At 67.9% G+C, this 25,318-nt stretch carries 29 protein-coding genes; 10 read left to right on the top strand and 19 right to left on the bottom strand.

Going from position 1 to position 25,318, the window contains the following annotated elements:
- The first annotated feature begins 66 nt into the window (after positions 1-66).
- The 3 genes from NBRGI_RS00230 (at position 67) to NBRGI_RS00220 (ending at position 2,043) form a co-directional block, all read left to right on the top strand.
- Positions 67-942, top strand: a complete 876-nt coding sequence (locus NBRGI_RS00230) for an oxidoreductase (RefSeq protein ID WP_029892203.1) — start codon at positions 67-69, stop codon at positions 940-942.
- 100 nt (positions 943-1,042) lie between these two features.
- The gene (locus NBRGI_RS00225; RefSeq protein WP_029892202.1) at positions 1,043-1,492 is read left to right on the top strand and encodes a glucitol operon activator; all 450 of its coding nucleotides are present in this window, start codon (positions 1,043-1,045) and stop codon (positions 1,490-1,492) included.
- Positions 1,493-1,743: 251 nt separating this feature from the next.
- Positions 1,744-2,043, top strand: coding sequence for a DUF3817 domain-containing protein (locus NBRGI_RS00220; RefSeq protein WP_235210800.1), 300 nt, complete (start codon positions 1,744-1,746; stop codon positions 2,041-2,043).
- Between the two features lie 3 nt (positions 2,044-2,046).
- Here NBRGI_RS00220 and rdgB read toward each other — a convergent pair whose 3' ends face one another.
- The 10 genes from rdgB to clpS form a co-directional block, all read right to left on the bottom strand.
- Positions 2,047-2,655: an RdgB/HAM1 family non-canonical purine NTP pyrophosphatase gene (gene rdgB, locus NBRGI_RS00215; protein ID WP_029892200.1), complete on the bottom strand. Its 609-nt coding sequence runs from the start codon at positions 2,653-2,655 to the stop codon at positions 2,047-2,049.
- Entirely contained in the window at positions 2,655-3,425 is a 771-nt protein-coding gene (gene rph / locus NBRGI_RS00210) for a ribonuclease PH (protein ID WP_029892199.1), read from the bottom strand. The genes rdgB and rph overlap by 1 nt, the downstream gene beginning before the upstream one ends.
- 88 nt (positions 3,426-3,513) lie before the next feature.
- Positions 3,514-4,278, bottom strand: a complete 765-nt coding sequence (locus NBRGI_RS00205) for a cyclic nucleotide-degrading phosphodiesterase (RefSeq protein ID WP_081877855.1) — start codon at positions 4,276-4,278, stop codon at positions 3,514-3,516.
- A 69-nt stretch (positions 4,279-4,347) separates the two neighbouring features.
- Positions 4,348-5,073, bottom strand: a complete 726-nt coding sequence (locus NBRGI_RS00200; protein WP_029892197.1) for a rhomboid family intramembrane serine protease — start codon at positions 5,071-5,073, stop codon at positions 4,348-4,350.
- Between the two features lie 79 nt (positions 5,074-5,152).
- Positions 5,153-6,115 (bottom strand): PLP-dependent cysteine synthase family protein, encoded by a 963-nt coding sequence (locus tag NBRGI_RS00195; RefSeq protein ID WP_029892196.1) that lies wholly within the window; start codon positions 6,113-6,115, stop codon positions 5,153-5,155.
- Between the two features lie 8 nt (positions 6,116-6,123).
- On the bottom strand, positions 6,124-6,396 hold the full coding sequence (locus tag NBRGI_RS00190) for a MoaD/ThiS family protein (protein ID WP_029892195.1): 273 nt from the start codon (positions 6,394-6,396) through the stop codon (positions 6,124-6,126).
- 33 nt (positions 6,397-6,429) lie between these two features.
- Positions 6,430-6,852 (bottom strand): Mov34/MPN/PAD-1 family protein, encoded by a 423-nt coding sequence (locus NBRGI_RS00185; protein ID WP_029892194.1) that lies wholly within the window; start codon positions 6,850-6,852, stop codon positions 6,430-6,432.
- A 128-nt stretch (positions 6,853-6,980) separates the two neighbouring features.
- Entirely contained in the window at positions 6,981-8,048 is a 1,068-nt protein-coding gene (locus tag NBRGI_RS00180) for a P1 family peptidase (protein WP_029892193.1), read from the bottom strand.
- A 31-nt stretch (positions 8,049-8,079) separates the two neighbouring features.
- Positions 8,080-8,649: an oxidative stress transcriptional regulator AosR gene (aosR, locus tag NBRGI_RS00175; RefSeq protein ID WP_014982110.1), complete on the bottom strand. Its 570-nt coding sequence runs from the start codon at positions 8,647-8,649 to the stop codon at positions 8,080-8,082.
- A 22-nt stretch (positions 8,650-8,671) separates the two neighbouring features.
- Positions 8,672-9,022, bottom strand: coding sequence for an ATP-dependent Clp protease adapter ClpS (clpS, locus tag NBRGI_RS00170; protein WP_029892192.1), 351 nt, complete (start codon positions 9,020-9,022; stop codon positions 8,672-8,674).
- Positions 9,023-9,116: 94 nt separating this feature from the next.
- Here clpS and NBRGI_RS00165 point away from each other — a divergent pair, with 94 nt between their 5' ends.
- The 4 genes from NBRGI_RS00165 (at position 9,117) to NBRGI_RS00150 (ending at position 14,135) form a co-directional block, all read left to right on the top strand.
- Positions 9,117-10,469 (top strand): nicotinate phosphoribosyltransferase, encoded by a 1,353-nt coding sequence (locus NBRGI_RS00165; RefSeq protein WP_029892191.1) that lies wholly within the window; start codon positions 9,117-9,119, stop codon positions 10,467-10,469.
- A 127-nt stretch (positions 10,470-10,596) separates the two neighbouring features.
- The gene (pncA, locus tag NBRGI_RS00160; protein ID WP_029892190.1) at positions 10,597-11,163 is read left to right on the top strand and encodes a pyrazinamidase PncA; all 567 of its coding nucleotides are present in this window, start codon (positions 10,597-10,599) and stop codon (positions 11,161-11,163) included.
- 55 nt (positions 11,164-11,218) lie between these two features.
- Positions 11,219-13,264 (top strand): ATP-dependent DNA helicase, encoded by a 2,046-nt coding sequence (locus NBRGI_RS00155; protein ID WP_029892189.1) that lies wholly within the window; start codon positions 11,219-11,221, stop codon positions 13,262-13,264.
- Between the two features lie 175 nt (positions 13,265-13,439).
- Positions 13,440-14,135, top strand: coding sequence for a methyltransferase domain-containing protein (locus NBRGI_RS00150; RefSeq protein WP_036556769.1), 696 nt, complete (start codon positions 13,440-13,442; stop codon positions 14,133-14,135).
- On the opposite strand, the gene NBRGI_RS00145 is transcribed toward NBRGI_RS00150, so the two are convergent.
- The 5 genes from NBRGI_RS00145 to NBRGI_RS00125 all read right to left on the bottom strand — a co-directional run bounded on the left by NBRGI_RS00145 (position 14,136) and on the right by NBRGI_RS00125 (position 17,911).
- Positions 14,136-14,903 carry an ESX secretion-associated protein EspG gene (locus NBRGI_RS00145; RefSeq protein ID WP_029892187.1) on the bottom strand — a complete coding sequence of 256 codons (768 nt, stop codon included), beginning with the start codon at positions 14,901-14,903 and terminating at the stop codon, positions 14,136-14,138. It lies immediately after the preceding gene.
- Positions 14,900-16,246, bottom strand: coding sequence for a hypothetical protein (locus NBRGI_RS00140; RefSeq protein ID WP_029892186.1), 1,347 nt, complete (start codon positions 16,244-16,246; stop codon positions 14,900-14,902). The genes NBRGI_RS00145 and NBRGI_RS00140 overlap by 4 nt, the downstream gene beginning before the upstream one ends.
- Positions 16,246-16,644: a hypothetical protein gene (locus NBRGI_RS00135; RefSeq protein WP_051727375.1), complete on the bottom strand. Its 399-nt coding sequence runs from the start codon at positions 16,642-16,644 to the stop codon at positions 16,246-16,248. The genes NBRGI_RS00140 and NBRGI_RS00135 overlap by 1 nt, the downstream gene beginning before the upstream one ends.
- Before the next feature lie 81 nt (positions 16,645-16,725).
- Entirely contained in the window at positions 16,726-17,292 is a 567-nt protein-coding gene (locus tag NBRGI_RS00130) for a DUF3558 domain-containing protein (protein WP_029892184.1), read from the bottom strand.
- A gap of 223 nt (positions 17,293-17,515) precedes the next feature.
- On the bottom strand, positions 17,516-17,911 hold the full coding sequence (locus tag NBRGI_RS00125) for a RidA family protein (RefSeq protein WP_029892183.1): 396 nt from the start codon (positions 17,909-17,911) through the stop codon (positions 17,516-17,518).
- A 69-nt stretch (positions 17,912-17,980) separates the two neighbouring features.
- Here NBRGI_RS00125 and NBRGI_RS00120 point away from each other — a divergent pair, with 69 nt between their 5' ends.
- Positions 17,981-18,277, top strand: a complete 297-nt coding sequence (locus NBRGI_RS00120) for a hypothetical protein (protein ID WP_029892182.1) — start codon at positions 17,981-17,983, stop codon at positions 18,275-18,277.
- 81 nt (positions 18,278-18,358) lie between these two features.
- On the opposite strand, the gene NBRGI_RS00115 is transcribed toward NBRGI_RS00120, so the two are convergent.
- The 4 genes from NBRGI_RS00115 to NBRGI_RS00100 all read right to left on the bottom strand — a co-directional run bounded on the left by NBRGI_RS00115 (position 18,359) and on the right by NBRGI_RS00100 (position 23,641).
- Positions 18,359-18,898, bottom strand: coding sequence for a DoxX family protein (locus tag NBRGI_RS00115; RefSeq protein ID WP_029892181.1), 540 nt, complete (start codon positions 18,896-18,898; stop codon positions 18,359-18,361).
- A gap of 150 nt (positions 18,899-19,048) precedes the next feature.
- Positions 19,049-20,410, bottom strand: a complete 1,362-nt coding sequence (locus NBRGI_RS00110) for an NCS2 family permease (RefSeq protein ID WP_014982097.1) — start codon at positions 20,408-20,410, stop codon at positions 19,049-19,051.
- A 118-nt stretch (positions 20,411-20,528) separates the two neighbouring features.
- A complete protein-coding gene (glgP, locus tag NBRGI_RS00105; protein WP_029892180.1) occupies positions 20,529-23,117 on the bottom strand; it encodes an alpha-glucan family phosphorylase in 2,589 nt (862 codons plus the stop codon).
- Positions 23,118-23,197: 80 nt separating this feature from the next.
- Positions 23,198-23,641, bottom strand: a complete 444-nt coding sequence (locus tag NBRGI_RS00100; RefSeq protein WP_029892179.1) for a VOC family protein — start codon at positions 23,639-23,641, stop codon at positions 23,198-23,200.
- 81 nt (positions 23,642-23,722) lie between these two features.
- Here NBRGI_RS00100 and NBRGI_RS00095 point away from each other — a divergent pair, with 81 nt between their 5' ends.
- Positions 23,723-24,310 (top strand): TetR/AcrR family transcriptional regulator, encoded by a 588-nt coding sequence (locus NBRGI_RS00095; RefSeq protein ID WP_029892178.1) that lies wholly within the window; start codon positions 23,723-23,725, stop codon positions 24,308-24,310.
- 104 nt (positions 24,311-24,414) lie between these two features.
- Positions 24,415-25,056: a LysE family translocator gene (locus NBRGI_RS00090; RefSeq protein WP_029892177.1), complete on the top strand. Its 642-nt coding sequence runs from the start codon at positions 24,415-24,417 to the stop codon at positions 25,054-25,056.
- The last annotated feature ends 262 nt before the right edge of the window (positions 25,057-25,318 follow it).

The raw sequence follows: 25,318 nt of genomic DNA, 5'->3' as shown, positions 1-25,318 counted from the left end.
AGACACTCGATGTACGATCCGGGCGATTCTCTTCCCTCGGAACTTACTCGAGAGTAAGGTTGGCTCATGGCGTGGAAACCTACTGAAATCCCGGATCAGACCGGGCGCACCTTCGTGATCACCGGGGCGAACGGCGGGCTGGGCGCCGTGACCACCGAAGTCCTCGCGAGCAAAGGCGCGACCGTCGTCATGGCCTGCCGCAATGCGGTCAAGGCCAAGGAGGTCGCCGACGGCATCGCCGGCGACGTGCGCGTCGCCGAACTCGACCTGTCCGATCTGTCCTCGGTGCGCAGGTTCGCCGAGCAGCAGGGCGAGTTCGACGTGCTGATCAACAACGCCGGCCTGATGAACGTGCCGTTCTCGCGCACCAAGGACGGCTTCGAAACCCAGTGGGGCGTCAACCATCTCGGGCACTTCGCGCTGACCGGCCTGCTGCTGGACCGGATCGGCGACCGAGTGGTCACGCTGGCCAGCATCGCGCACAAGCAGACGCCGAAGCTCTGGGTCGACGACCTCAACTACGAGCACCGTCGCTACCAGCGCAACCTCGCCTACGCGCAGGCCAAGCTGTCGAACCTGATGTTCGCGCGGGAACTGCAACGCCGCCTCGCCGAATCCGGTTCGAGCAAACGCTCCTACGGGGTGCACCCCGGGGTTTCCGCCACCGAACTGTTCGCCAGGACCGAAACGCCGATCGACCGGATCATCAAACCGTTCGTCGCGCTGATCGGTCACCCGCCGAAGAAGGCCGCGCACTCGACGCTGTTCGCGGCCACCATGCCCGACGCCGACCCCGAGGTCTACTGGGGTCCGCGCCGGTTCTTCCAGACGCAGGGCCCGGTGGAATCCTCGCCCTCCACCCGCCTGTCCAAGAACAAGGAACTCTGGCAGAAACTCTGGACCGAGTCCGAGCGATTGACCGGCGTCACCTACAAGTTCTGAGCTCGACCGGCTCGCCCACCCGCCGGTGGGCGAGTCCGCGGGCGGCACCTGGCCGAACCTGTCCTACGTACCGTGTAGTAGACGGGGTACCGTAGTAGCCGTGTCCGCTTCACCCCGCCGCTCGGCACACAATCGCCCGGCCCTCATCGTGCTGGTGATCGTCGCCGCACTGGGCTGCCTCGCGCTGGCCTGGTGGCAGTGGCAGCGGTTCGAATCGAGCAGCGGCACCGGCCAGAATCTCGGCTACGCGTTGCAGTGGCCGCTGTTCGCGGCGTTCGCGGTGTTCGCCTACTTCCGCTTCGTCCGGCTGGAACAGGAGGCCGAGGAGCACGGCGAGTCCGGCGACGCCCCCCGGACCACCCCGAAACCCGTTGCGCCGCGCGAGATTCCGGCCGGCATCCTGCCGGAGCGGCCGCAGGCGGTGCGCGACGAGGATCCGGTGCTCGCCGAATACAACCGGTACCTGGCCGAATTGCACGCTCGAGACATCGATGATCAGGTCCGCGAGGCGGGCCTGGGCGCCCGCGATACCGAGAGGAAAGCCGGTTGACCACCAGCGAGAACTTCACCGAGGGCGGTTCGGGCTCAGCTGAGGAGACCCACCTGTCGCAGACGCCGGACAGCGTCGAGGCGACCGCGGGCGACTCGACCGCGAACGCGGCCGCAGACCGCACCGCCGCCTCGGCCGACCGCGCGGTCGCCTCGACGACCGACGGCACGCTGGCCACCGCACTGCGCGGCGACAAGGCGGCGCAGGAACAAGAAGCCCCGCCCGCCGCCGGCTCGGCGAAAACCGAGAAGATCAGGGCCGCGCTGCTGCGCTACCGCGCCCTGGCCTGGGTCACCGGTCTCTGGCTGCTGCTGCTCACCGGCGAGATGATCGCCAAATACGGCTTCGACGTGCACACCCCGAGCTGGATCGCCGTCGTGCACGGCTGGGTGTACTTCGTCTACCTGCTGGTCACCGCCGACCTCGCGGTCAAGGTGCGCTGGCCGGTGCTGCGCACCGTCGGCACGCTGCTGGCCGGCACCATCCCGCTGCTGTCCTTCTTCGTCGAGCACGTCAATGCGAAGAAGGTCAAGCAGGACTTCGGCGTCTGACGCTCAGTCGGCGAGCGCGGTGAGCGCGGGCAGCAGCTGGGTCAGCGCGCGGCCGCGGTGCGACACCGCGTCCTTCTGCGCGGGCGTCAACTGCGCCGCGGAGATGTCGCCACCGTCCGGGAAGAACAGCGGGTCGTAGCCGAAACCGCCCTCGCCCAGCGGTTTCCGGCCCACCGTGCCCGGCCATTCGCCGCGCACCACGAGTTCGGCGCCGTCCGGCACGACCAGCGCGCAGGTGGAAACGAACCGGGCGCCGCGACGCTCGTCCGGGACATCACCGAGCTGCGCCAGCAGCAGCGCGTTGTTGGCCGCGTCGTCGCCGTGCTTACCCGCCCAGCGTGCCGAGAGCACGCCGGGCATGCCGTTGAGCGCGTCCACCTCGATCCCGGAATCGTCTGCGACACAAGCCAATCCGGTGGCCGCGGCACCGTCGCGCGCCTTGGCCAGCGCGTTCTCCTCGAACGTCGCGCCGGTCTCGGGCGCTTCGTCGTAGGCGGGGACATCGTCGAGCCCGACGATCTCGATGCCCGCGATCCCCGCCTCGGCGAGGATGCGGCGCAGTTCGTTCAGCTTCTTGGCATTACGGCTGGCGACCAGCACGCGACGCGTCATTACTTCTTCTTCGACTCGGACGGCTCCGGCAGCACACCGGGATACGGCAGGGCCAGCGCCTCTTTCTGGATGGCGAACAGTTGCTCGCAACCGGCGAGCGCGGAATCGAGCAGCTTGTCCAGGGTCGAGCGCGGGAAGGTGGCGCCCTCGCCGGTGCCCTGGATCTCGACCAGGGTGCCGGTGTCGGTGGCGACCACGTTCATGTCGACCTCGGCGCGCGAATCCTCCTCGTAGGGCAGGTCGAGTCGCACCCGGCCGTCCACCACGCCGACGCTCACGGCGGCGATCGCGCAGGAGATCGGCTGCGGGTCGGCCAGACCGCCCGCGGCCCCCAGGTAGGTGACCGCGTCGGACAGCGCGACATACGCGCCGGTGATCGCGGCGGTCCTGGTACCGCCGTCGGCCTGAAGCACGTCGCAGTCGATCGCGATGGTGTTCTCTCCGATCGCGGCCAGGTCGATGCAGGCACGCAGTGAACGGCCGACCAACCGGCTGATCTCCTGGGTGCGGCCACCGACGCGGCCCTTCACCGATTCACGGCCGCTGCGGGTGTGCGTCGCGGCGGGCAGCATCGCGTATTCGGCGGTGAGCCAACCGAGTCCGGAGTCCCGCCGCCACGGCGGCACCCCCTCGGTGACGCTGGCCGTGCACATCACCCGCGTCTGCCCGAACTCCACCAGCACCGAGCCCGCCGGATGGGAGGTGAACCCCCGGGTGATCCGTACCTCGCGGAGTTCGTCGTCCGCCCTGCCATCGGCTCGTCTAGACACGCGGACAGCCTAAGGGGTGAGAGGCGGAGTCGACGGGGTGGGTCGGCACGGGGGATAGCAGGAGGCGGAACCGACGGGGTGGGTGAACTCAGATATCGAAGGTCTCGCCCGGCGCGACCGCGTGCACCGGCCCGGTGAACTGTGCCTTGGCTTCCGCGATCACGTCTTCCCGCGAGGTCCACGGCGGGATATGGGTGAGCAGCAGCTCTTTCACGCCGGCCTCGGCCGCGATCTGTCCGGCCTCGGTGCCCGAAAGATGAATGCCGGGTGGCCGATTCGCGGGATCGTGGGTCCAGGACGCTTCGGCCATCAAGATGTCGGCGCCGCGGGCGAGTTCACGCACCGACTCGCACATCGCGGTGTCGCCGGTGTAGACGAACGTGCGCCCGGCGGCGGTGACGATCCGCAGACCGTAGGACTCCGGCGGATGGAACATCCGCAACGCCGACACCGTGTGCCCCGGCCCGAATTCCACTGTCTCCTCGACGTTCCACGGACGGTGGTCGATCACGTCGGACCAGTCGTCGCATTCGCCGCCGACCTCGGCCGAGGCGTTGCCGATCCGCAGCGCGCTGTCCGACGGTCCGCGCACGATGGCCCGGCCGACCGGGGGTGTCGGGTGGTAGCGCCGCCAGACCAGCAACCCGGGCAGATCCAGGCAGTGGTCGGCGTGCAGATGGGTGAGAAAGATGTCGACCTCACCGGGGTCGGCATAGCGCTGCAACGCGCCGAGCACGCCGGGTCCGAAATCGATCACCACCGGCCGCATATCCGGGCCGGTCAGCAAATACCCCGACGCTGGGGAGTCCGGGCCGGACACACTGCCCGAGCACCCGAGGACGGTTAGGCGCATTCCCCCATGCTGCCACGACGATTCTGCGCTCAAGAAACTATCCCCCACATTTCTCGAAGGGCCGCACGCTCACCGTGGCGACGCAATGATTCCCTGCTGATCCCCGCGACGACTTCGACGTGCATCACCAGAGAGTACCCAGCCGGCGAGCAATCCACCCACGGCCCCGAAAAGATGGCCCTGCCAAGAGATTCCGGGCTGACCGGGCAATACCCCCCACAGCAGCGACCCGTAGAACGCCAGCACCACCAGCCCGAGCACGATCTGCCCGACGTTGCGGGCGAACCAGCCGCGCGAGATCAAGAATGTCAACCAGCCGAACACCAGAACCGACGCGCCCAGGTGCACGGAGCCGGTGGCGCCGGTCAGCCAGGTGCCGAGCCCGGCCACGATCCAGATGATCGCGGTGGCGACCAGGCCGCGCCCGATGCCCGCGCACAACGCCAGAAATCCGAGCAGGAGCACCGGCAGCGTGTTGCCGACCAGATGCGGCCAGCCACTGTGCAGCAGCGGCGCGAACACGATGCCCCACAGCCCGTCGGCGTCGCGGGGATGGATTCCCGCATTGTCGAGCTGATTGTTGTCGAGGGTGTCGACGCCCTCGATGCCGTACAGCAGCGCGACGAAGCCGGCGATCAGCACCCCGGCGCGCAACCACAGCTGCCGCAGCACCGCGAAGTTCGTGGATTTCGCGGGCGCACCCGCGGACCCGGGCGCCGCGGTACCCGGCTTGCCCAGTTGTGCGCGGATCCGCGCTATCCGATCCGGATCGAACGACGAACCGACGCCGGTCATCGGCACCTCCTCGGGACGCGGGCGACGGCCCGCTCTTTCGAGGGTACCGACCGGCGCCGCGCGCTACCGAGGGAAAGGCTCAGGCCCAGAGCTGTCCGTCGAGGCGATCCTCGGCCTCTTCCAGCGTGCCGTCGTACGCGCCGGTCGACAGGTACTTCCAGCCGCCGTCGGCCACCACGAACGCGATATCGGCGCGGGTGCCCGCCTTCGCCGCCTTCCGGGCGACCCCGAGCGCGGCGTGCAGGATCGCACCGGTCGAGATGCCGGCGAAAATGCCTTCCTCCGAGACCAGTTCGCGGGTGCGTTTCACCGCGTCGAACGGACCCACCGAGAAGCGGGTGGTGAGCACCGATTCGTCGTACAGCTCGGGGATGAAGCCCTCGTCGATGTTGCGCAACCCGTAGACCAACTCGCCGTAGCGCGGCTCGGCGGCGACGATCTCGATGCTCGGCACCTTCTCGCGCAGGAAGCGGCCGGTGCCCATGAGCGTGCCCGTGGTGCCGAGGCCCGCGACGAAGTGGGTGATCTCGGGCAGGTCGGCGAGGATCTCCGGACCGGTGGTCTCGTAGTGCGCCAGCGCGTTGGCCGGGTTGCCGTACTGGTAGAGCATCACCCAGTCGGGGTGCTCGGCCGCGAGCTGCTTGGCCCGCGCCACCGCCTGATTCGAGCCGCCGGCGGCCGGCGAATCGATGATCTGCGCGCCGAACATGGTGAGCAGCTGCCGCCGCTCCACCGAGGTGTTCTCCGGCATCACACAGACCAGCCGATACCCCTTGAGCTTGGCGGCCATCGCCAGCGAGATGCCGGTATTGCCGCTGGTCGGTTCCAGGATGGTGCAGCCGGGCCGCAACAGTCCGTCCCGTTCGGCCTGCTCGATCATCCGCAGGGCGGGCCGGTCCTTGATGGAACCGGTGGGATTGCGGTCTTCCAGCTTGGCCCACAGCCGCACATGGTTCTCCCCGTCCCACTGCGGGGACAGGGTGCGCAGCCCGACCAGCGGGGTGTTGCCGAGCGTCGCGATCAGCGATTCGTAGCGCGCCACGGTGTCGGTCAGCCTCCGGCGACGGCAGGCAGGATGGTCACGCTCGCGTCGGCGGGCACCTCGGCCGCGAGGCCGCCCGCGAAACGCACGTCCTCGTCGTCGACGTAGATGTTGACGTAGCGGTTCAGCTTGCCGTCCTTGAGCAGCCGCTCGGCGAGCCCGGGGTGGTTCGCCTCGAGGTCATCGATCAGCGCGGACAGGGTCGCGCCCTGCGCCTGCACGCGCTTCTCGCCTCCGGTGAGGCCACGCATGATGGTCGGGATGGACACGGTTACCGGCATGAGAACTCCTCGGTTTCACGAACAGGCATCGGTTCAGACGGATTCGTAGGCGTCGACGATGCGCACCGGTTCCTCGGTGACCTCGCCGTCGACGATGCGATAGCTGCGCAGCTCGTGCTGTTCCGGATCACGGGTGGAGATCAGCACATAGTGGGCGTAGGGCTCGGACGCGTAGGACACGTCGGTGCGGCTCGGGTAGGCCTCGGTGGCGGTGTGCGAGTGGTAGATCACCACCGGCGTCTCGTCGGCGTCGTCCATGGCGCGCCAGACGCGCAGCTGCTCACCGGAATCGAAACGGTAGAAGGTGGGCGAACGCTCGGCGTTGATCATGGCGACGAACCGCTCCGGCCGGTCCGAGCCCTCCGGTCCGGCGATGACGCCGCATGCCTCGTCCGGGTGGTCGGCGCGCGCGTGCGCCACCATCGCCGCTACGAGGTCGGCCCTGATCACCAGCACGAGTCAAACCTTTCCGCTGTGCCGACCCATCGCAGTCGACAACCAGTCACAATATTCGGCTATTCCCCGCAGCCGGTCGGCCGGTCGGTTTCGGCCGCGCGTGCCCGGCGCGTCCGGGGTGCGCGGAATCAGCGCGCGGACGGGAAGAGATCGCGATACGCGGGCACGCCCGCGACCGAGGTCGCGCACAGGATGGCGTCCACGATGGCCCGCTCCACGCAGAGCGCGGCGGCGGTGCCGAGCTGGTCGATGAGCTGCACGTCCGGCGGAAACGCCGGCGGCAGCGCGCTGCCCTCCGGCGGCGCCCAGGCGCCGGTGGCCAGCGCGAAGAGCGTGTCGCCGTCGAACGGCGAGTGCGCGGGCCGGACCGCGCGGGCCAGTCCGTCGTGCGCGACCACGGCCAGGCGCTTGCAGGCGGTGGGACCCAAAGGCGCGTCGGTGGCCACCACCCCGATGGTCGTGTTGAGCGCCATCCGCTTGCCCGGCAGCGCGTTCGCCCGCGCCACCTCCTCGTCCGTGCCGGGCCGCAGACCGAAGAACTCCGGGCCGTCGGTGCCCACGCCCCATGGCAGGCCGGTGCGCGGATCGATCACCGAGCCCGCGCAATTGGCGACGACGAGCGCGGCCACCGTCGCACCCGCCGCGGCGCCACCGCCGATCACCACACTCGCCGTGCCGATACCGCCCTTGATCGAACCGGCACGCGCGCCGACGCCCGCGCCCACCGTGCCCCGCTCGAATTCGAGCGCCGCGGCCGCCGCGGCCCGGTAGCCGAAATCGGCGGTGGGCCGAATGTCCCACGCGCCCACCGGAAGATCGAAGATCACCGCGCCCGGCACGATCGGGACCACCCGGCTCGCGTCGGTCGGATCCATCGGAATGCCCTGGCCCTGCTCCTCCAGCCAGCGCATCACACCGTCGGCGGCGGCGAGCCCGTAGGCGCTGCCGCCGCTGAGCAAAATCGCATTGGCCTGCCGGACCGTGTTGGACGGATCCAGCAGATCGGTCTCGCGGGTACCCGGTCCCGCGCCGCGCACATCGACGGCGGCGACCGCGCCGTTCGGCGCGTAGACGACGGTGGTGCCGGTCGCGGCACCCGTGCCGAGGGTGGCGTCCGCGTCGATGACGTGCTGCTGCCCGACGAGCAGACCCGCCACGTCGGTCAGCGAATTCCGTTTGCCTGCTTGCGCATTCATACGTCGACTCCTGCTCGGGGATGGGTCGGACTCAGGGCGCGAGCGCTTGCAGCAGCGAGTCCTGCATCCAGGTGAGCCAGTGGTAGACGTCCAGGTGCGGCGCGCGCGGGTCGTCGGGGCTCAGATGATCGGGGGTGTCCGCGTCGATGCCGAGCACCGTGCCCAGGGCCAGCCGGACATCGGTCAGCGCGGTCAGCCACGCGTCGGCCTGCTCGGGGGTCAGCACGATCTTGCCGCCCGCGCTGGGCAGCGTTTCCAGGATCACCGAACCCGCGGCCAGCTTGGCGTCGATGATCTCCGGCTCGTGCAGGCCACGCAGCGCGCTGTTCAGGTCGGCGCGATCGGCGTCGGGCGAACCGGGCTCGGGCCGATGGAAATCCGGCAGCAGCCTGCGCAACCTGGGATCCTCCGGTGCGACGGTGTTACCCGTGCGCAGACCGGTCAACGCGGCGAGGTCGTCCTCCGGCGCGGCATCGGCTCGTTCGGTCAGCAATCCGGACACCGCACCGACCAGCGACCGCAGCACGTTGGCCTCGCGTGCGTCCATCTCGGATCGCAGTTTGAGACCGCTCAGCGAGTTCTTCCTGCTCCACTTCCGCACGGCGTCAGGGTAGTCGTCCTGGTCACTCGTCCCGCTGCATGGTCGCCCAGAGACCGGCGGCGTGCAGCCGTTGGACATCGTGTTCCATCTTGTCCCGAGAACCGGAGGAAACCACCGCTTTGCCCTCGTTGTGCACCAGGAGCATCAGCTCGGTCGCCTTCGCTTTGCTGTAGCCGAAAAGCTTTTGAAAGATGTAGGCGACATAGTGCATGAGGTTGACCGGGTCGTCCCAGACCACAGTGACCCACGGGCGATCTTCCGCCTCCAAGATCTCGGTGTATTCGACCGCCTCCGGGGTCGCCTGTGCCGCCGACAGTGTCGCGTCCACGGCGTCCACCACGACGCCGCCTCGGACTATGTTGCACAAGGCCATAACGTCAAGGGTACGACTCGACTCCGAATGAGCAACACCCCGATCTGCCCGGATTCGAGCATTTTCCAGGTCAGCGGCCGGGCACCGACCTATGATGCGCGGCCGTGCTGTCTACAGTGGCTGCGTGGACATCCGCGATGGCGTCACCAGCACCGCTCTGCTGACCGACCAGTACGAACTGACCATGCTCGCGGCCGCGCTGGCCGACGGGTCGGCGCATCGCCGCTGCACCTTCGAGGTGTTCGCGCGCCGTCTCCCGCACGGTCGCCGCTACGGCGTGGTCGCGGGCACGGCGCGGGTGCTCGACGCGCTGGCGCACTTCCATTTCGGCGAAGCCGAACTCGCCGTCATCGCGCGCTTCCTGCCCGCCGAAACCGTGGACTGGCTGCGCGCGTACCGCTTCACCGGCGAGATCGACGGCTACGCCGAAGGTGAGCTGTATTTCCCCGGCTCCCCCATCCTCTCGGTGCGCGGCACCTTTGCCGAATGCGTCGTGCTGGAGACGCTGATCCTGTCGATCCTCAACCACGACAGCGCGATCGCGTCCGCGGCGGCGCGGATGGTCAGCGCGTCGGGCGGGCGGCGGATGATCGAGATGGGCTCGCGCCGCACGCACGAACTCGCCGCGCCGGACAGCTCCCGGGCCGCGTATCTGGCGGGCTTCGACGCCACCTCCAATCTGGAGGCGGTGCGGCGCTACGGCGTGCCCGGCGCGGGCACCAGCGCGCACGCGTTCACGCTGCTGCACACCGGGTTGGCCGGCGGCAGCGGCGAACACGAGGCGGCGGCGTTCCGCAGCCAGGTCGCCGCCCTCGGCATCGGCACCACGCTGCTGGTCGACACCTACGACATCACCCGCGGCGTGGCCACCGCCATCGAGGTGGCCGGGCCCGAACTCGGTGGCGTCCGGATCGATTCCGGCGATCTCGGCGTGCTGGCCAGGCAGGTGCGCGATCAGCTCGACGGGCTGGGCGCGACCAAGACCCGGATCGTGGTGTCCGGGGACCTGGACGAGTACGCGATCGCCGCGCTGCGTGCCGAACCGGTCGACGTCTACGGTGTCGGCACCTCGCTGGTCACCGGCTCGGGCGCGCCGACCGCGGGCATGGTCTACAAGCTGGTCGAAGTGGAGGGCGTGCCGGTCGCCAAGCGCAGCAGCCACAAGGAGTCGCGCGGCGGCACCAAGCGGGCGATCCGGCTGTCCCGGCCGACCGGGACGATCGTCGAGGAGATCGTGTATCCGGCCGCCGGACCGGCGCCGTCGGCGAACGGCTTCGAGGCCAGGGAGTTGCTCGTCCCGCTGGTGCGCGAGGGCAAGCCGGTGGCGGACCTGCCGACCCTCTCCGACAGCCGGGACCAGGTGGCCCGCGGCCTGATCAGCCTGCCGTGGGAGGGATTGAAGCTCTCCGCGGGCGAACCCGCGATCCCGACCAGCTTCCCGACCTGACCCGGCTACCCGTTCGATTCGGTGTGCGCAAAGGATTTCACCGCGCGTGCGTGCCCACGTGGTCGCCGGGGCGCACCGAGCGGCAGAATGCAGTGCAGGGACACAGTTCACACCGCGGGAGGTCACCGTGACCCGAGCCTTGATCATCGTCGATGTGCAGAACGATTTCTGCGAGGGGGGATCGCTCGCCGTCACCGGCGGTGCGGCGGTCGCGTCCCGGATCAGCGAGCAACTCGCCTCCGCCGACTACGCCGCCGTCGTGGCCACCCGCGACTTCCACATCGATCCCGGTGACCATTTCTCCGCGCACCCCGACTACGTCGACTCCTGGCCGCCGCACTGCCGCGCGGGAACGCCCGGCGCCGACTTCCATCCGAACCTGGACACGAAATCGGTCGAGGAGGTCTTCTCCAAGGGCGCGTATTCGGCCGCCTACTCCGGTTTCGAAGGCACGGCCGAAGACGGCACCGGCCTGGCCGACTGGTTGCGCGGGCGCGGCATCGAAGCGGTCGACGTGGTCGGCATCGCCACCGACCACTGCGTGCGCGCGACCGCACTGGACGCCCGGATCGAGGGCTTCGACACCCGCGTCCTGCTCGATCTGACCGCGGGCGTCGCGCGCGACACGACCGACGCCGCACTGGATCGGATGCGCACCGCGGGCGTCGACCTCGAAGGAAGCGTCTGCGGGTAGTGCGATCGCCGCTGGGCCCGCGTCCCCTGTCGGTGGCGCGCAGTAGGCTGCTCGCGTGCCCGAACTGCCGCCCGTACCCGAACTTTTGGCCACCGCTGTACAGGCGCTCGGCGGAAAAGAGCGTGTCGGACAGCTGACCATGGCCACCGCCGTGGACCACGCCATCGACACCAAGGAGCACCTCGCGGTGCAGGCGGGCACGGGCACCGGCAAGTCGCTGGCCTATTTGGTGCCGAGCCTGCGGCACGCGGTGCGCACCGGGCGCACGGTGGTGGTGTCGACCGCGACGATCGCGCTGCAGCGCCAGCTCGTCGACCGGGACCTGCCGCGGCTGTCCGAGGCGCTGAGCAAACCGCTCGGGCGCGCGGCGAAGTTCGCGATCCTCAAGGGCCGCAACAACTATCTGTGCTTGAACAAGATCAACAGCGTGATCCCGGACGAGCCGGCCGAGGCCGAGCTGTTCGACGCGTTCGCGATCTCCCGGCTCGGGCGCGAGGTGCAGCGGCTCAACGAGTGGGCCTCCGATACCGAGACCGGCGACCGCGACGAGCTGGTGCCCGGCGTCACCGACCGCGCCTGGCGGCAGGTGAGCGTCTCCTCGCGCGAATGCCTCGGCAAATCGCGCTGCCCGTTCGGGCAGGACTGCTTCGCCGAACGAGCCAGGGCCGAGTCGGCGCAGGCCGATGTGGTGGTGACCAACCACGCCCTGCTCGCCATCGACGCGATCAGCGGCATCCAGGTGCTGCCCGAACACGATGTCGTGGTCATCGACGAGGCGCACGAACTGGTCGACCGGGTCACCGGCGTGGCCACCGCGGAGCTGGCCTCCACCGCGATCAGCGCGGCCGCGCGCCGCTGCGCCAAGCTCATCGACGAACAAGAGGTCGACCGCCTCGAAGGCGCCGCCGAAGCCTGGCACGAAGTGCTCGAAGAGCTGCCCGCGGCCCGCTGGGAGCAGCTGCCCAGCGGCGTCGCCCCGGTGCTCGCGCTCATCCGGGACGCGGCGTGGAACGCGCGTACCGCGCTCGCGCCGCAGGGCGGCACCACCCAACAGGGCGACCCGGAGTCCGCGGCCGCGCGCACGCAGGCGCTGGCCGCCATCGACGAGGTGCACGACAGCGCCGTGCGCGCGCTCACCGCGTTCGACGAGCCCGATCCGGCGAACCGGCGTGACGTCATCTGGCTGTCCGCCGACGAGATGCGCGGGGTCACCCGGCGCTCGCTGCGGATGGCGCCGCTCTCGGTGGGCGGGCTGTTGCGCAGCAGGCTGTTCGGCACCGCCACCGTGGTACTCACCTCGGCGACACTGCAGATCGGCGGCTCGTTCGACGGACTGGCCATCACCTGGGGCCTGCCCGCGCAGACACCGGGGCGCGCCGATCCCGGCATGGCGAACGGCGCCGTCGCGCCCGCCGATACCGAGCAGGTGCGCTGGAGTTCACTCGACGTCGGCTCGCCGTTCGATCACGCCAAATCGGGCATTCTGTATGTCGCCAAACATCTTCCGGCCCCCGGTCGCGATGGACTCGCGCCCGCCTACCTGGACGAGATCGAGAAGCTCATCACGGCCGCGGGTGGGCGCACCCTCGGCCTGTTCTCCTCCATGCGCGCGGCCAAGGCGGCCACCGAGGCGTTGCGCGAGCGACTGGACACGCCGGTGCTGTGCCAGGGCGACGATTCGACCGGCGCGCTGGTGCGCAAGTTCGCCGACGATCCGGAGACGTCACTGTTCGGCACGCTGTCGCTGTGGCAGGGCGTCGACGTGCCGGGTCCGTCGCTGAGCCTGGTGATCCTGGACCGGATTCCGTTCCCCCGCCCCGACGATCCCCTGCTCACCGCGCGGCAGCGGGCCGTGGAATCGCGCGGCGGCAACGGGTTCATGACGGTGGCGGCCAATCACGCGGCGCTGCTGCTCGCGCAGGGCACCGGCCGATTGCTGCGCAGTGTCGACGACCGCGGCGTGGTCGCGATCCTGGACTCGCGACTGGCCACCGCCCGCTACGGCGGATACCTGCGCGCCTCGCTGCCGCCGTATTGGGAGACCGCCGACCCCGAGGTTGTAGTCAAAGCGTTGAAACGGCTCACCGCGAACGCCGTGTGATACCGCACACATTCCCGCGCACGTACTTCCGAACAGAAGTAAATTTGGCGGTGGTACTTCGGTGAACCCCAATTCCCACCGAATGTATCGGCGGTCCCCGCGCCAAGCCCTGCACGCGGCGCGGGGACACCACAAATCCCTGTCGTGTCCGGTCGATACATGAGACCGTTTCCAGATGAAGCACCCTTCAGACAGTGATGTCCTCGGCGAATTCTTGGTCAGCGCAAGATCATTGACCGAATATCGGGCGATATTCACCCTCACCGACGCCGATCTGCACGGTCGAATTCTCGATTGCCCCGGCGGCGCAGCGAGTTTCACGGCCGAGGCGAGTGCACTCGGCGCACAGGTCACCGCCGCAGATCCGATATACGCCCGGGCACCCGATGCGCTGCGCGCTTTCGCGCTCACCGAAACAGATCGCGGAAGCGATTGGGCAACAGCACATTCCGAGCGATACCGGTGGGACTGGTACGGCAGCCCGCAGCGGCACCGCGAGCTACGGCATGCCGCGGCCCGCCGGTTCGGCGCCGACCTGATCGCCCACCCCGACCGCTATGTCGCCACCGAGCTGCCGACGCTCCCGTTCCCCGACCGCAGCTTCGACCTGGTCCTCAGCTCGCATCTGCTCTTCACCTATGCCGACCGACTGGACCCGCATTTCCACCTGACCGCCCTGCTCGAACTGGCCAGGGTGTGCGCGGGCGAAGTCCGGCTGTACCCGCTGGTCGATCACCTCGGCAACCACCAGGACGACCTGCTCGCACAGCTACGAAAAGAACTGGCCGACAAAGGTATCGGCACCGAATTGCGCGCGACCGACTACGAATTCCATCACGGTGCCCGCACGGTACTGGTGCTGCACCCGTAGCTACCCGCTGTGCGCCACCGCGCGATAGGTGGTGTCGAGCAGGGCATGCAGCTGACGCTGGATCTCCTCGGCCGTCCCCGGGGTGAGGGTGAACTCGTCGTGCCCGTGGTTGTGCAGCAGGTAGCGGCCGTCCGCGGGCAGATAGTCCATCCAGTGGAAGCCGCGGCCGTCCGTGGTCGGCCTGCTGTCGATCGCACCGCCCGCGAACACCCCCACCTCACCGAGCCCGGACCGCGGCCGGCGCACAATGCGATTGAGCTGCTCGGTGTGCGACAGCCGAGTCGGATGCCGGGCGTACTCGACCCGATTCAAATCCGTGCGCCGCCCGCTGATCGGCGGAAACCGGCCCGCCGCACAGTTCGGCAATTGCGCGGTGATCAACCCGGGCAGCGCCCGCGGCGGACACCGGGTCAACACGATATCGCGGCCGTATTCCTGTGTGGGGCCGGGCATCTGGACCGCGACCGTCGCGTCGCGACCGGTCATGCCCGCATGCACGCGCACCACCTGCTTGAAATCCCGGCCGAAGAAACCGTGCACCTCGACCCGCACCTGCGGCTCGGTCAACACCGTCAACGCGGTGTACAGCTCACGACTCCCGATGCCCGACAGTCGCTGCCTGGCCTGCGCCCGCAACCGGACATAGTCCTCATACGCCTCGACACCCTCGACCGAAAAGCGCAACGGATACGGCAACCGGTCACGTCCGAGCGCCTCCAGCGCCACCTCGAACATCAAACCGTCCATGCGCCAGCGAGATTCACTCATCCGCCGATGACTCCACCCGGCGGTAGCGCGGGCGGCTGCGTACCCAGCAACTCCGAACCACGGTCATAGATCAGGTAGTCCGGCGTCTTGTGCTCGTCGTCCTCATCACCCTTACCGCGCGCCCCCGGCGCACCCATGCCACCCATCCCCGACGCGCCCGCCCGACCCGTCGACGCGGCGCGCGTCGCGGCATTCACCGCCGCCGCCGGCGTCCCGGTGTTCGCCTTACCCGGCACACTCTTCCCCGGATCCGGCGTCGCCCGCGGGCTACCCGGCGAACCAGGGACACCCGACGGCGTGCCCGTATGCGTCGACGGAACGTTCGACGTGGGCGACTGCGTCTTCGGCGCGTTCGGATCCGTCGGAGACGTGTTCGCCGGCGTCGTCGACGCCGGAGTCGTACTCGGCTGCTTCGACTTGTCCGGATCGTCGCCCGGGTTCGTGCTCGCCGGCTGCGTCGACTGCGGAGTGGTCGGGTCCTGCGAAGCCGGCTCCTCCGTAGTCTTCTTCTCCTCCGGCGACCCGTTGTTCGACGGATTATTACTGCCCGGATTACTCGACGGATTACTGCTCGGACCGGTCCCCGGATCCACCGCCTTACCCTTATCGATCGTCGTCGTCGGCTCCGGCAGAATCGGCGTGATCCCATCCACCTCGTTCACACCCGGCCGGTAATACTGCGTCATCACGAACCGAGCCTGCTTCTCCGCCTCCTCGGCGCGATAGGTGGGGCCTTTGATGACGTTCTGCAACGGCAGCGCGTCGATGAGCCGATCGCCGACGGTGTAGTTATCCGGTTTGCCGACAGACCCTTTGGCCTGCGCGAGGTGCCCCTGCGTCAAATCCAAGCCGTGCCCGACCATTTGGAACGTGGCGGCAAGCTTTGTGAAAGATGTCGAGAACTCACGGGTTGCATCGATCGCGCCGTTCCCGGACTTGCCGTCCCAATGCTCCGTGATGTCCTGGTTCACACCTTTGGAGAACTCGTCAACAGCATTGTTCGCGTCACGGGCCAAGTTCCGCCAGCCATCGGCCGAACTGTTGATCTGCCCCTCTTGCACATCCTTCAGTGCGTCGTAGATCTGCTGGTGCGACATCGTTTCGAACGGGTCCTGCACCTTGATCGCTCGCGCATCGAACGCATCACTGCCATATGTAGACAGCAGGCTCGCCCACTCATTGTTGACGAAGCTACGGTCCTGATCCCATTTGGCCCGCTCATCCGTGGCCCGCTGCTGATCGTCAGTCTTGTTCTTGTCGGCATCGGCCGACGAATCGGTGACAAGTCCGACACCCATTGCCAGGGAGTTGATCGCTACCTGAAAATCGTTGTACGACACCATTATGAATTCCCCAAATCCAGTCCGGCGAGCTTGTCGGCAGCCGACTTGTCGGCCTCAGCCAACTTGCCGCAGGCCAATTTGTAGGTGTCGCGCATGAGTGCGACTACGTCGATGCTCTGCTCGAGCCGCTTAACCGCGGAATCGGCACCGTTGTTGGCTTTGAGTGCGAACTTGGCCTGTAGATCCTGAGCGGAAGTTAGTGTGCCGAAACCGGAAAGCCGCTCCAGTCGAGCAGCTTGGTTCCGCATGTCCCCAAGCTTGGTCAGCATCTGCTCAGCACGCTGTGCCAGCTTGTCACCGACCACCTCGTCGACGCGAAGCTCGCCCCCTTCTGCCTGCCGATACAGCGTCTGCCACCGCGTCATCATGCCTTGCATTCCCGGCTGCTCGTCTGCCAACTTTCACACCTCCCACCGATACGACCTGTACGTCAGCACATGGTCAAAAACTTCGTAGCCCCAAGCGCCAATCACGAGCTCCTATTTGGGGAGGTACGGTTCAAGCTCTTTCGCATGCTGGACAGCAAGATCGCATCGATCCTTCGTCACCGGCTCGCCATACCGCCACCCAACAGCTACCTCGATCGTGCCCTGCGCGGTAGGCAGGCCCACGTAGCAACTCAACTTCTTCGTATCCGATTTATCCTCGGAGATCAGACTCGCTCGCGGGCCGATCTGAACGTCACGAAACCCGGTGAGCTTGTCATTCTTACGCGCGTCATCTAACGAGTAGATCGTGGAAGAGACCGACACGAGATACGGCCCCTCGACCGGGTACCACTGACACATCCGCGCATCCACAGGGCCCGATGGTGCATCCGTGATGACATCCTTCGTCGCCGGATCCATCCGAGCAGCCTTCAACGCTTCATCCGACAACTGCGTACACGGATTCCACTCGACCGTCTTCTCCCCGTTGACAGTCTTCGGCCCGGACGTCGTCGGCGTCCCGTCCTTGGTGGGCGAACAGCCGGTGACCAGCGCGGTTACCGCAGCGCCGACCAGCATGGTGCGGATGGCGACCCTCGACACACTGGCGGTTCGCATATCTCTCCTGACTACGGCCCCGGACTCCCGACACAGGATAAGACGCATGAGATCTCCCCCTGGTTCCGTTCCAAAATAGATCTATCCAATTGGACCGTTCCACTCAGGATGCAGAATGCCAGGTCGGCGCGCCGAGGGCCACCCCCACGACCTGGACAGACGATCAGGGGGAACTGGTGGCGGCAACGCCCGAGAGCGCCCCGCCACCAGTTCCCCCTCGGCCTCAGCCGCGGACGGCGACGGCGTCGACTTCGAATTGCATATCGGGGAGGGCGAGGGCGGCGACGCCCGCGAGGGTTTGCACGGGCGGGCGCTCGCCCCAGATCTCGGCGATCTTCTTGCCGAGCACCGCCAGCTTGTCCAGGTTGTGGTCGACGATGAAGGTGCGCAGTTGCGCCACGTCGGCGTAGTCCAAACCGGCTGAGCGCAAAGCGATTCCGAGGTTGGCGAAGGCATTGTCGACCTGGACGGCGAAGTCGCCGCTGGTGGTATGCCCCTGCGCGTCGGAGTCGTACTGTCCCGCGATGAACACCAGTTCGCCGGTCACCCGCGCCACATGACTGTAGCCGAAGCCGGTCGGATCGTGCAGTTCCGCGGGGTTACTGATCTCGGTGGCCATCATCGTCTCCTCGTATCTCGACTCATCAGCAGAACAAGAGGACGACGAAGCACCATCCCCAACTGTGACATGGCAGTCGTCACGACTCAGTTGGCAGACAACCGCCCCCGAGCCGGGCGTACCGTCGAGAGTGCGATTCACAACTTCATCGGGATCGCCACCGCGATCACCCTCGGTATCGGTGGCGCGGCCCATGCGAATCAACCGCCGAACGTGCTGCACCCGGGTGCCAAGTTCGTGGGGTCATACCCGACCGAGAAGAAGTGCTGGGCGGCGGCCGCGGATGAGATGGGGCGCGATCCCAGCCGGATCAATTACTCCTGCGCGCTGACCCCGCAGGTCAGATGGGATTTGTGGATGTGGTGACAGCGGCGCGGGCCTCTCCTCCGGTTCGGAGGCGAGGCCCGCGTGCTCATCCGGATCTCGGCCCGAACGGTGATGTTCTTCTTACAGAACCCATTTCAGGATCAAGGTAAGTATCGCCGCGACGACGGCGAGGACAACTGCGCCTGCTCCCCAGACGAATCCTTGCCGTTGCCACGGACGACCGTGATCCAGCGAGAACTGGCCGGGCCCGGTGAAGGCGATGGCCGCACCGACCGCGGCGAACAGCAGGGGCATCTCGTAGGTGTCCTTACCGAACAGCCCCAAGCTCCAGAGGGAGTTGATCGCGTTGATCATCGTGCCCAGGATGATCGCGCCGGCCAGCGGTGTCAGCAGGCCCGCCACGAGCATCAGGCCGCCGACGAATTCCGTGAGCCCGGCGAGAGTGCCGAACAGTTTGCCCGGGTTGTAGCCCGAGAGTTCGAAGCCTTCAGCGTTGGCACTCCAGCCGGGGCCTTTGAACCAGCCGAACAATTTTTGCGCACCGTGTACCGCCATCAGCGCGCCGAACACGACGCGGATGATGAGCAGTCCGATGTCGACGGTAATACCGTCCAGTTGGGGATTGGTGGTGGTGCGTTCCAGTACAGATTTCGTGGTCATGCTGGTCCTCGTCCCTGCAAGTCGATTCCAAACATCTGGTCCATTGGCCTCGGCGATGAAGCGGACTGCGGTCCGATTATCACACGATTCGACCCAACTTCCCAAGACCCGGGTCTTATTCCTGTCCTACGTTTTCATCCTGACGTGGGTTCACTCCGCAAGGAAGAAGAAGTAGCCGAGGAACACGACGAGCAAGGCCCACATGGCCGGATGCACGTCCTTGATCCGGCCCTTCGCCACCATCACAATCGGATAGAACAGCATGCCCATGGCCAGACCGTTCGCGATCGAGTAGGTCAGCGGCATCATCACGATGGTGATGAATGCGGGCACGGAGTATTCGAGACGATTCCAGTCGATCTCGCCGAGCGCACGCGCCATCAGGATGCCGACCACGATCAGTGCGGGGGCGGTGACCTCGCCCGAACCCGCGACGACCGCGAAGATCGGGTAACAGAACATGGCGACGAGGAACCAGCCCGCGGTGGTGACGGCAGTCAATCCGGTGCGACCGCCGGCGGACACACCCGCGGTGGATTCGACGTACGCGGTGGTGGTGGAGGTGCCGATGACGGCGCCCGCCATGGTGCCCACGGAGTCGGCGGCCAGTGCGCTGGCCGCGCGCGGCAGCTTGCCGTCCTTGTCGAGCAGACCCGCCTGGTTGGCGACGCCGATCAGGGTGCCGGAGGCGTCGAAGAAGTCGACGAACAGCATGGTGAGGATGACGACGGCCATCTGAGCGGTGAAGGCGTCGGGCAAATTGATGATCGCCTGACCGAAGGTGTGCTCCAAGCCTTTCGGCGCCGCGACCACGCCGTCGGGCAGGTCGACGAGCCCGCTGACGATGCCGACCGCCGCGGTGAGCACGATGCCGTAGAGCACCGCGCCGTGCCAGCCGATGACGAGGAACACGACGGTCACGACGAGCCCGAACAGGGCGAGCAGGGTGGTGCCCTTCGTGAAGTCGCCGAGGGTGACCAGGGTGGCGTCGCTGTTCACCACGATGCCGGCGTTCTTCAACCCGAGGAACGCCACGAACAACCCGATGCCCGCGCCGACGGCCAGCTTCATCTGCATCGGGATCGCGTTGAGAATGCGCTCGCGCACCTTGGTGATCGCGAGCACGAAGAAGATGACGCCGGACAGGAAAGTGCCCGACAGCGCGACCTCCCACGGGATGCCCATGCCGAGCACCACCGAGTAGGCGAAGAAGGCGTTGAGGCCCATGCCGGGCGCGAGCGCGATCGGGTACTTGGCCCACAGCCCCATGACGAGCGTGCCGAACACCGCGGCGACGGCGGTCGCGGTGAACACGGCCTGCATCGGAATGCCTTTGGCGCCGAGCGCACCCTCGTCGCCGAGCACCGACGGGTTCACGGCGAGCACATAGGACATGGCCAGGAACGTGACCGTGCCCGCCATCAACTCGCGTTTCATGGTCGAACCGGTCGCGCTGATACCGAAGAACGCGTCGATGCGACCTCGGGGCTCGGTCGGTGCGGCGGTAGCCATGGGCGATCTCCAGTCGGGAAAACGGTACGGGCGTGCCCAGGCACGGTAACCGACCGTTCGCCGAATCGGGGAATTCACGCACCGGTCGCGACCGGGCAGTTGTCCCAGCTCACACGCCCTAGGCGTTCGGCGCGGCCACCAAACCCAGCTCCGCGTCACCGGCGAGCAGTTCGTTGTGCGGGAGCACGCGCACCGTGTACCCGACGGCGCCGGACAGCGGCACGGGGGTGTCGACGACGAAGTGCGCCACCCCGGAGTCCGAACCCTGATGGGTCATCGGAATGGTCACCACATCGGACAAATCGTCGGACGGCGACACCCGCCCCAGCACAGCCTGCACCACTACATCGTCGACCGCGAGACCGCCGAGATCGATACGCGCCGTCAGCGACAACCGCGCCCCGATGATCGGCGTATCCGGCAGGCCCGCGCTGTCCACCTGGATCACTTTCACCGACGGCCACGCCGCCTCGACCCGGCGGCGGTAGTCGGCGATGGCGCGGGCAACGGCGAAATCGTCGGCCGTCGCCTGCTGGTAAGCGTTGGCGGCGGGCGCGTAGTACTCGACCGCGTAATCCCGAACCATGCGGGAGGCCAGCACCTTCGGGCCGAGAGTCTGCAACGTGTGGCGCACCATCTCGACCCAGCGCACCGGCATGCCCGCGGCATCACGGTCGTAGAAGCGCGGCGCGACCGTGCGCTCGAACAGGTCGTAGAGCGCGGCGGCTTCCAGATCGTCGCGGCGGTGCTCGTCGCTGACGCCGTCGGCGGTCGGGATGGCCCAACCGTTTTCGCCGTCGTACATCTCGTCCCACCAGCCGTCCCGGATGGACAGGTTCAGTCCGCCGTTGAGCGCGGACTTCATGCCGGAGGTGCCGCACGCCTCCAGCGGGCGCAGCGGATTGTTCAGCCACACATCGCAGCCCCAGTACAGGTAGCGGGCCATCGACATGTCGTAGTCGGGCAGGAAGACGATGCGGTGCCGCACCGCGGGGTCGTCGGCGAACCGGACCACCTGCTGGATGAGCGCCTTGCCGCCGTCGTCGGCGGGGTGGCTCTTGCCCGCGACCACCAGCTGCATCGGCCGCTGCGGGTCGAGCAGCTGAGCCCGCAACCGCTGCGGGTCACGCAGCATCAGCGTGAGCCGCTTATAGGTCGGCACCCGGCGGGCGAACCCGACGGTCAGCACATCAGGATCGAAAACGCTGTCCACCCAACCCAATTCGGCTTCGGCCGCGCCGCGGTCCAGCCAGGACGCGCGCACCCGGCGGCGCACCTCGGCAACCAGGATGGCGCGCAACGCGTTTCGAGTCGACCACAGCTCGCCGAGATCGACGTCGCGCAATCGCTCCCAGCCGCGTGCCTCCTCGACGAGTTCGGCGCCGATGTGCTCGCGCGCCTTGTCGAACCATTCGCGGGCCGCCCAGGTCGGCGCGTGCACGCCGTTGGTCACCGAGCCGATCGGCACCTCGGCCGCGTCGAAACCCGGCCACAGTCCGGCGAACATGGCGCGGCTGACCTCGCCGTGCAATTTCGATACGCCGTTGGCGCGCTGGGCAAGTCGCAATCCCATATGCGCCATGTTGAACACGGACGGATCGGCCTCGCGCCCGAGCGCGACGATCCGATCGACGGAAAGCCCTGGCAGCATGGCGGATTCGGATTCACCGTGCGCCCCGCCGAAATAGCGGCGCACCATCGGCATCGGGAACCGGTCGATACCCGCGGGCACCGGCGTATGCGTGGTGAACACCGTCCCGGCCCGGACCGCGGCCAGCGCCGTATCGTAATCCTTTCCGGCGGCGACGAATTCACGGATGCGCTCGACGCCGAGGAAACCCGCGTGACCCTCGTTCATATGGAACACGTCGGGATCGGGCAGGCCGTTCGCGGCGGTGTAGGCACGCACCGCGCGCACGCCGCCGATGCCGGCGAGAATCTCCTGCCTGATCCGGTGTTCCTGATCGCCACCGTAGAGGCGGTCGGTCACCGCGCGCAGTTCCGGATCGTTCTCGGCGATATCGGAATCCAGCAGCAACAGCGGCACCCGGCCGACCTGCGCGATCCACACCCGGGCCCGCAGCACCCGCTGGTCGGGCATCGCGACGTGGATGAGGACCGGCGCGGTCTCCGACTCCGACTGCTCAGAGGTGAGCAGCCGCAACGGCAGGCCCTGCGGATCCAGGTCCGGGTAGTGCTCGGTCTGCCAGCCGTCGGCGGACAGCGTCTGACGGAAATAGCCGGAGCGGTACAGCAATCCGACGCCGATCAGCGGCAGGCCGAGATCCGAGGCCGCCTTCAGATGATCGCCCGCCAGGATCCCGAGTCCGCCGGAGTAGTTGGGCAGCACCTCGGTGACGCCGAACTCCATGGAGAAGTAGGCGATCCCGCGCACGCCCTCCTCCCCCGCCCGGCGCTCGAACCAGCTCGGTGCCGCGAGGTAATCGCGCAGATCCGCGGCAGCGGCATCCACCCTGCGCACGTAGTCGGGGTCGGCCGCCAGCTCGTCGATCCGCGCGGCGGGTACCTCGCCGAGCATGCGCACCGGGTCGTGACCCATTTCCAGCCACCGCTGCGGATCCAGCTCGGCGAACAGGTCCTGGGTCGGCGGATGCCACGACCACCGCAGGTTCGTGGCGAGCTCCCCGAGGGCGGCCAGCCGCTCGGGCAGATGGGCACGGACGGTGAAACGACGGAGGGCCTTCACCCCGCGAACCCTACCGAACCGCAGGCCTCGAGTCCGCCCGAGCGGTCCGGCGCACAACCCTGCGCCCGGCTCCACCGCTGCTACTGCGCGCCGAACTTCTCCGCCGCGTACTCCGCGGAGAACTGCGCCACGAAGTCACCGGCGGGCGGGATCTCCTTGATCACGTCGATCAGCACGCCGCTGGGGTCGGCGATGATGAAGTGACGCTGACCGAAGTCCTCGGACCGGATCTCCAGTTCCGCCTTGTGCCCACCCTGCACGACGAGGCGCTCCCACTCGGCGTCCACGTCGTCCACCTCGAAGTTCAGCAGCAGACCCTGAACCGGTTTGCGATAGGCCGCGGGCACGGTCGGGTGGGTGTAGTCGAGCAGCGCGAGCTCGTAGGTGCGGTCGCCCGCACGGCGCAGGCTCACGTACCAGTCCGCCTCGAAGGTGATCTCGAAGCCCAGCCAGGTGGTGTAGAAGTCGCGGGCCGCCGCGATGTCGGCGGTGCCGATGACCGGGTAGAAGCTGCTCAGTTTCATGACTCTCTCACTCTCACATACCGATGGTATGTCAGCTAAACTAGGTCACATACCATCGGTATGTCAATGGAGAGGTAGGCGATGCCGAGCACGATCCGCACCCAGCAGCGAGAGGAGACCCGGCGCGCGCTGTTGCATACGAGCCGGCGCCTGTTCGCGGCGAAAGGCTATGGCGCCGTTGGCCTGTCGGAGATCGTCTCGGCGACGGGCGTGACCAAGGGCGCGCTCTATCACCACTTCGACAGCAAGGCCGCGCTGTTCGGCGCGGTGCTGGAGCAGGTGCAGCAGGAGGTCGGCGCGCGGGTTTCGGCGGCCGCCGAAGCCGTCACCGACCCGTGGGATCAACTGGTCGCGGGCTGCGAAGCCTTCCTGACCGCCTGTACCGATCCGGAGATCCAGCGGATCATGCTGATCGACGGACCCGCGGTACTCGGCTGGAACGAATGGCGCGCGCTGGACGCGGCGGCCTCGGCCCGCCATCTCGAGGAAGCGCTGCAAACGCTGATCGACGCCGGCGTGCTCGCCCGGCAGCCGGTCGCGCCGCTCACCCACCTGCTGTCCGGCGCGATGAACGAAGCCGCCCTGTGGTTGGCCACCACCACCGATCCGCGAGCACTCACCGATACGAAAGCCGCCCTGCGCCGCCTGTTGGCGGGCTACCGCGCCTAGGCGCACGTCTCCTACTTGCCCGCTGGCACGAGCGGACAGCAGCCAAGCGGGACCACCCCGAAACCCGCTGGCGACACCGCCGATCCGCATGGCAGCATCGGCAGATGCCGCACTGGGTCACCGTTCTTCCGCAATTCCTGCTGGCCTGTTCGATCCTGGCCGCGCTCCCCGGACCCGCGACGGCACTGTTTCTCCAGCGGTCGGTGCGCGACGGACGCAAGGCGGGGTTGGCCGCGGTCGCCGGGAACGAGATCGGCGTGTTCGGCTGGAGCATCGCGGGCGGTGCCGGACTCTCGGTGCTGCTGGTCGCCAACCATTTCATGAACACCGCGCTGCATGTCGTCGGCGCCTTGGTGCTGATCTGGCTCGGCATCCAGGCGTGGCGTGGGGCGCGGCGCGACGACGAGTTCGGCGGCGCGATGACCAAGCTGCTGCCGAGCGGGCGCACCCCGGGCGCGGCGTTCCGCGCGTCGCTGCTCTCGATCGCCGCCAACCCGAAGGCGGCGGTGTTCGGCCTGACGATCCTGCCGCAGTTCCTGCCGTCCAGCGGTCCGGTGCTGCCCAGCGTGCTCGCGCTGGTGCTGATCCAGGTGGTGATCGACACCGCGTGGTGCGTCGGCATCGTGCTCGCCGCCGACCGCGCGGGCACCTGGCTGCGCCGCACCGGCATCCGGCAGCGGGTGGAGCGGATTCTCGGCGCGATCCTGGTCGCCCTCGGACTCGGCCTCGCAGCCGACGCCCGCTGACTACCTCACCGGAAGCGAGCTGACCGTCCGGCGGGCCCTACCAGCGGACGCGCCACACAGCTGACCGCGGAGGCGAGCCGGACCGCCCCACCCGCCCTACCAGTAACGCTCCACCCAGCTGACCGCGAAGGCGAGCCGACCGCCGAAGCGCACCACCAGCGAATGCGCACCCCCAGCTGACCGCGCCGACGCAGGCAGAACAGCGCCCTCCCAGCCGACTCCGATGCCGTGACGAAGTCGGCCCAGTCCATCCACGGCCCTC

It is taken from the genome of Nocardia brasiliensis IFM 10847, assembly GCF_000710915.1.
Taxonomy (GTDB): domain Bacteria; phylum Actinomycetota; class Actinomycetes; order Mycobacteriales; family Mycobacteriaceae; genus Nocardia; species Nocardia brasiliensis_A.
The sequence above is the reverse complement of the archived record's forward strand: the minus strand, read 5'-3'. Positions and strand labels throughout refer to the sequence as shown.

Excerpts from the sequence above, each read along its gene's own strand:
- NBRGI_RS00230 (WP_029892203.1), top strand. The coding sequence starts at position 67 with ATGGCGTGGAAACCTACTGAAATCCCGGATCAGACCGGGCGCACCTTC.
- rdgB (WP_029892200.1), bottom strand. The coding sequence starts at position 2,655 with ATGACGCGTCGCGTGCTGGTCGCCAGCCGTAATGCCAAGAAGCTGAAC.
- NBRGI_RS00205 (WP_081877855.1), bottom strand. The coding sequence starts at position 4,278 with ATGCGCCTAACCGTCCTCGGGTGCTCGGGCAGTGTGTCCGGCCCGGAC.
- NBRGI_RS00200 (WP_029892197.1), bottom strand. The coding sequence starts at position 5,073 with ATGACCGGCGTCGGTTCGTCGTTCGATCCGGATCGGATAGCGCGGATC.
- NBRGI_RS00190 (WP_029892195.1), bottom strand. The coding sequence starts at position 6,396 with ATGCCGGTAACCGTGTCCATCCCGACCATCATGCGTGGCCTCACCGGA.
- NBRGI_RS00180 (WP_029892193.1), bottom strand. The coding sequence starts at position 8,048 with ATGAATGCGCAAGCAGGCAAACGGAATTCGCTGACCGACGTGGCGGGT.
- clpS (WP_029892192.1), bottom strand. The coding sequence starts at position 9,022 with ATGGCCTTGTGCAACATAGTCCGAGGCGGCGTCGTGGTGGACGCCGTG.
- NBRGI_RS00165 (WP_029892191.1), top strand. The coding sequence starts at position 9,117 with ATGCGCGGCCGTGCTGTCTACAGTGGCTGCGTGGACATCCGCGATGGC.
- NBRGI_RS00150 (WP_036556769.1), top strand. The coding sequence starts at position 13,440 with ATGAAGCACCCTTCAGACAGTGATGTCCTCGGCGAATTCTTGGTCAGC.
- NBRGI_RS00145 (WP_029892187.1), bottom strand. The coding sequence starts at position 14,903 with ATGAGTGAATCTCGCTGGCGCATGGACGGTTTGATGTTCGAGGTGGCG.
- NBRGI_RS00140 (WP_029892186.1), bottom strand. The coding sequence starts at position 16,246 with ATGGTGTCGTACAACGATTTTCAGGTAGCGATCAACTCCCTGGCAATG.
- NBRGI_RS00130 (WP_029892184.1), bottom strand. The coding sequence starts at position 17,292 with ATGCGAACCGCCAGTGTGTCGAGGGTCGCCATCCGCACCATGCTGGTC.
- NBRGI_RS00125 (WP_029892183.1), bottom strand. The coding sequence starts at position 17,911 with ATGGCCACCGAGATCAGTAACCCCGCGGAACTGCACGATCCGACCGGC.
- NBRGI_RS00120 (WP_029892182.1), top strand. The coding sequence starts at position 17,981 with ATGGCAGTCGTCACGACTCAGTTGGCAGACAACCGCCCCCGAGCCGGG.
- NBRGI_RS00115 (WP_029892181.1), bottom strand. The coding sequence starts at position 18,898 with ATGACCACGAAATCTGTACTGGAACGCACCACCACCAATCCCCAACTG.
- NBRGI_RS00110 (WP_014982097.1), bottom strand. The coding sequence starts at position 20,410 with ATGGCTACCGCCGCACCGACCGAGCCCCGAGGTCGCATCGACGCGTTC.
- NBRGI_RS00100 (WP_029892179.1), bottom strand. The coding sequence starts at position 23,641 with ATGAAACTGAGCAGCTTCTACCCGGTCATCGGCACCGCCGACATCGCG.
- NBRGI_RS00095 (WP_029892178.1), top strand. The coding sequence starts at position 23,723 with ATGCCGAGCACGATCCGCACCCAGCAGCGAGAGGAGACCCGGCGCGCG.
- NBRGI_RS00090 (WP_029892177.1), top strand. The coding sequence starts at position 24,415 with ATGCCGCACTGGGTCACCGTTCTTCCGCAATTCCTGCTGGCCTGTTCG.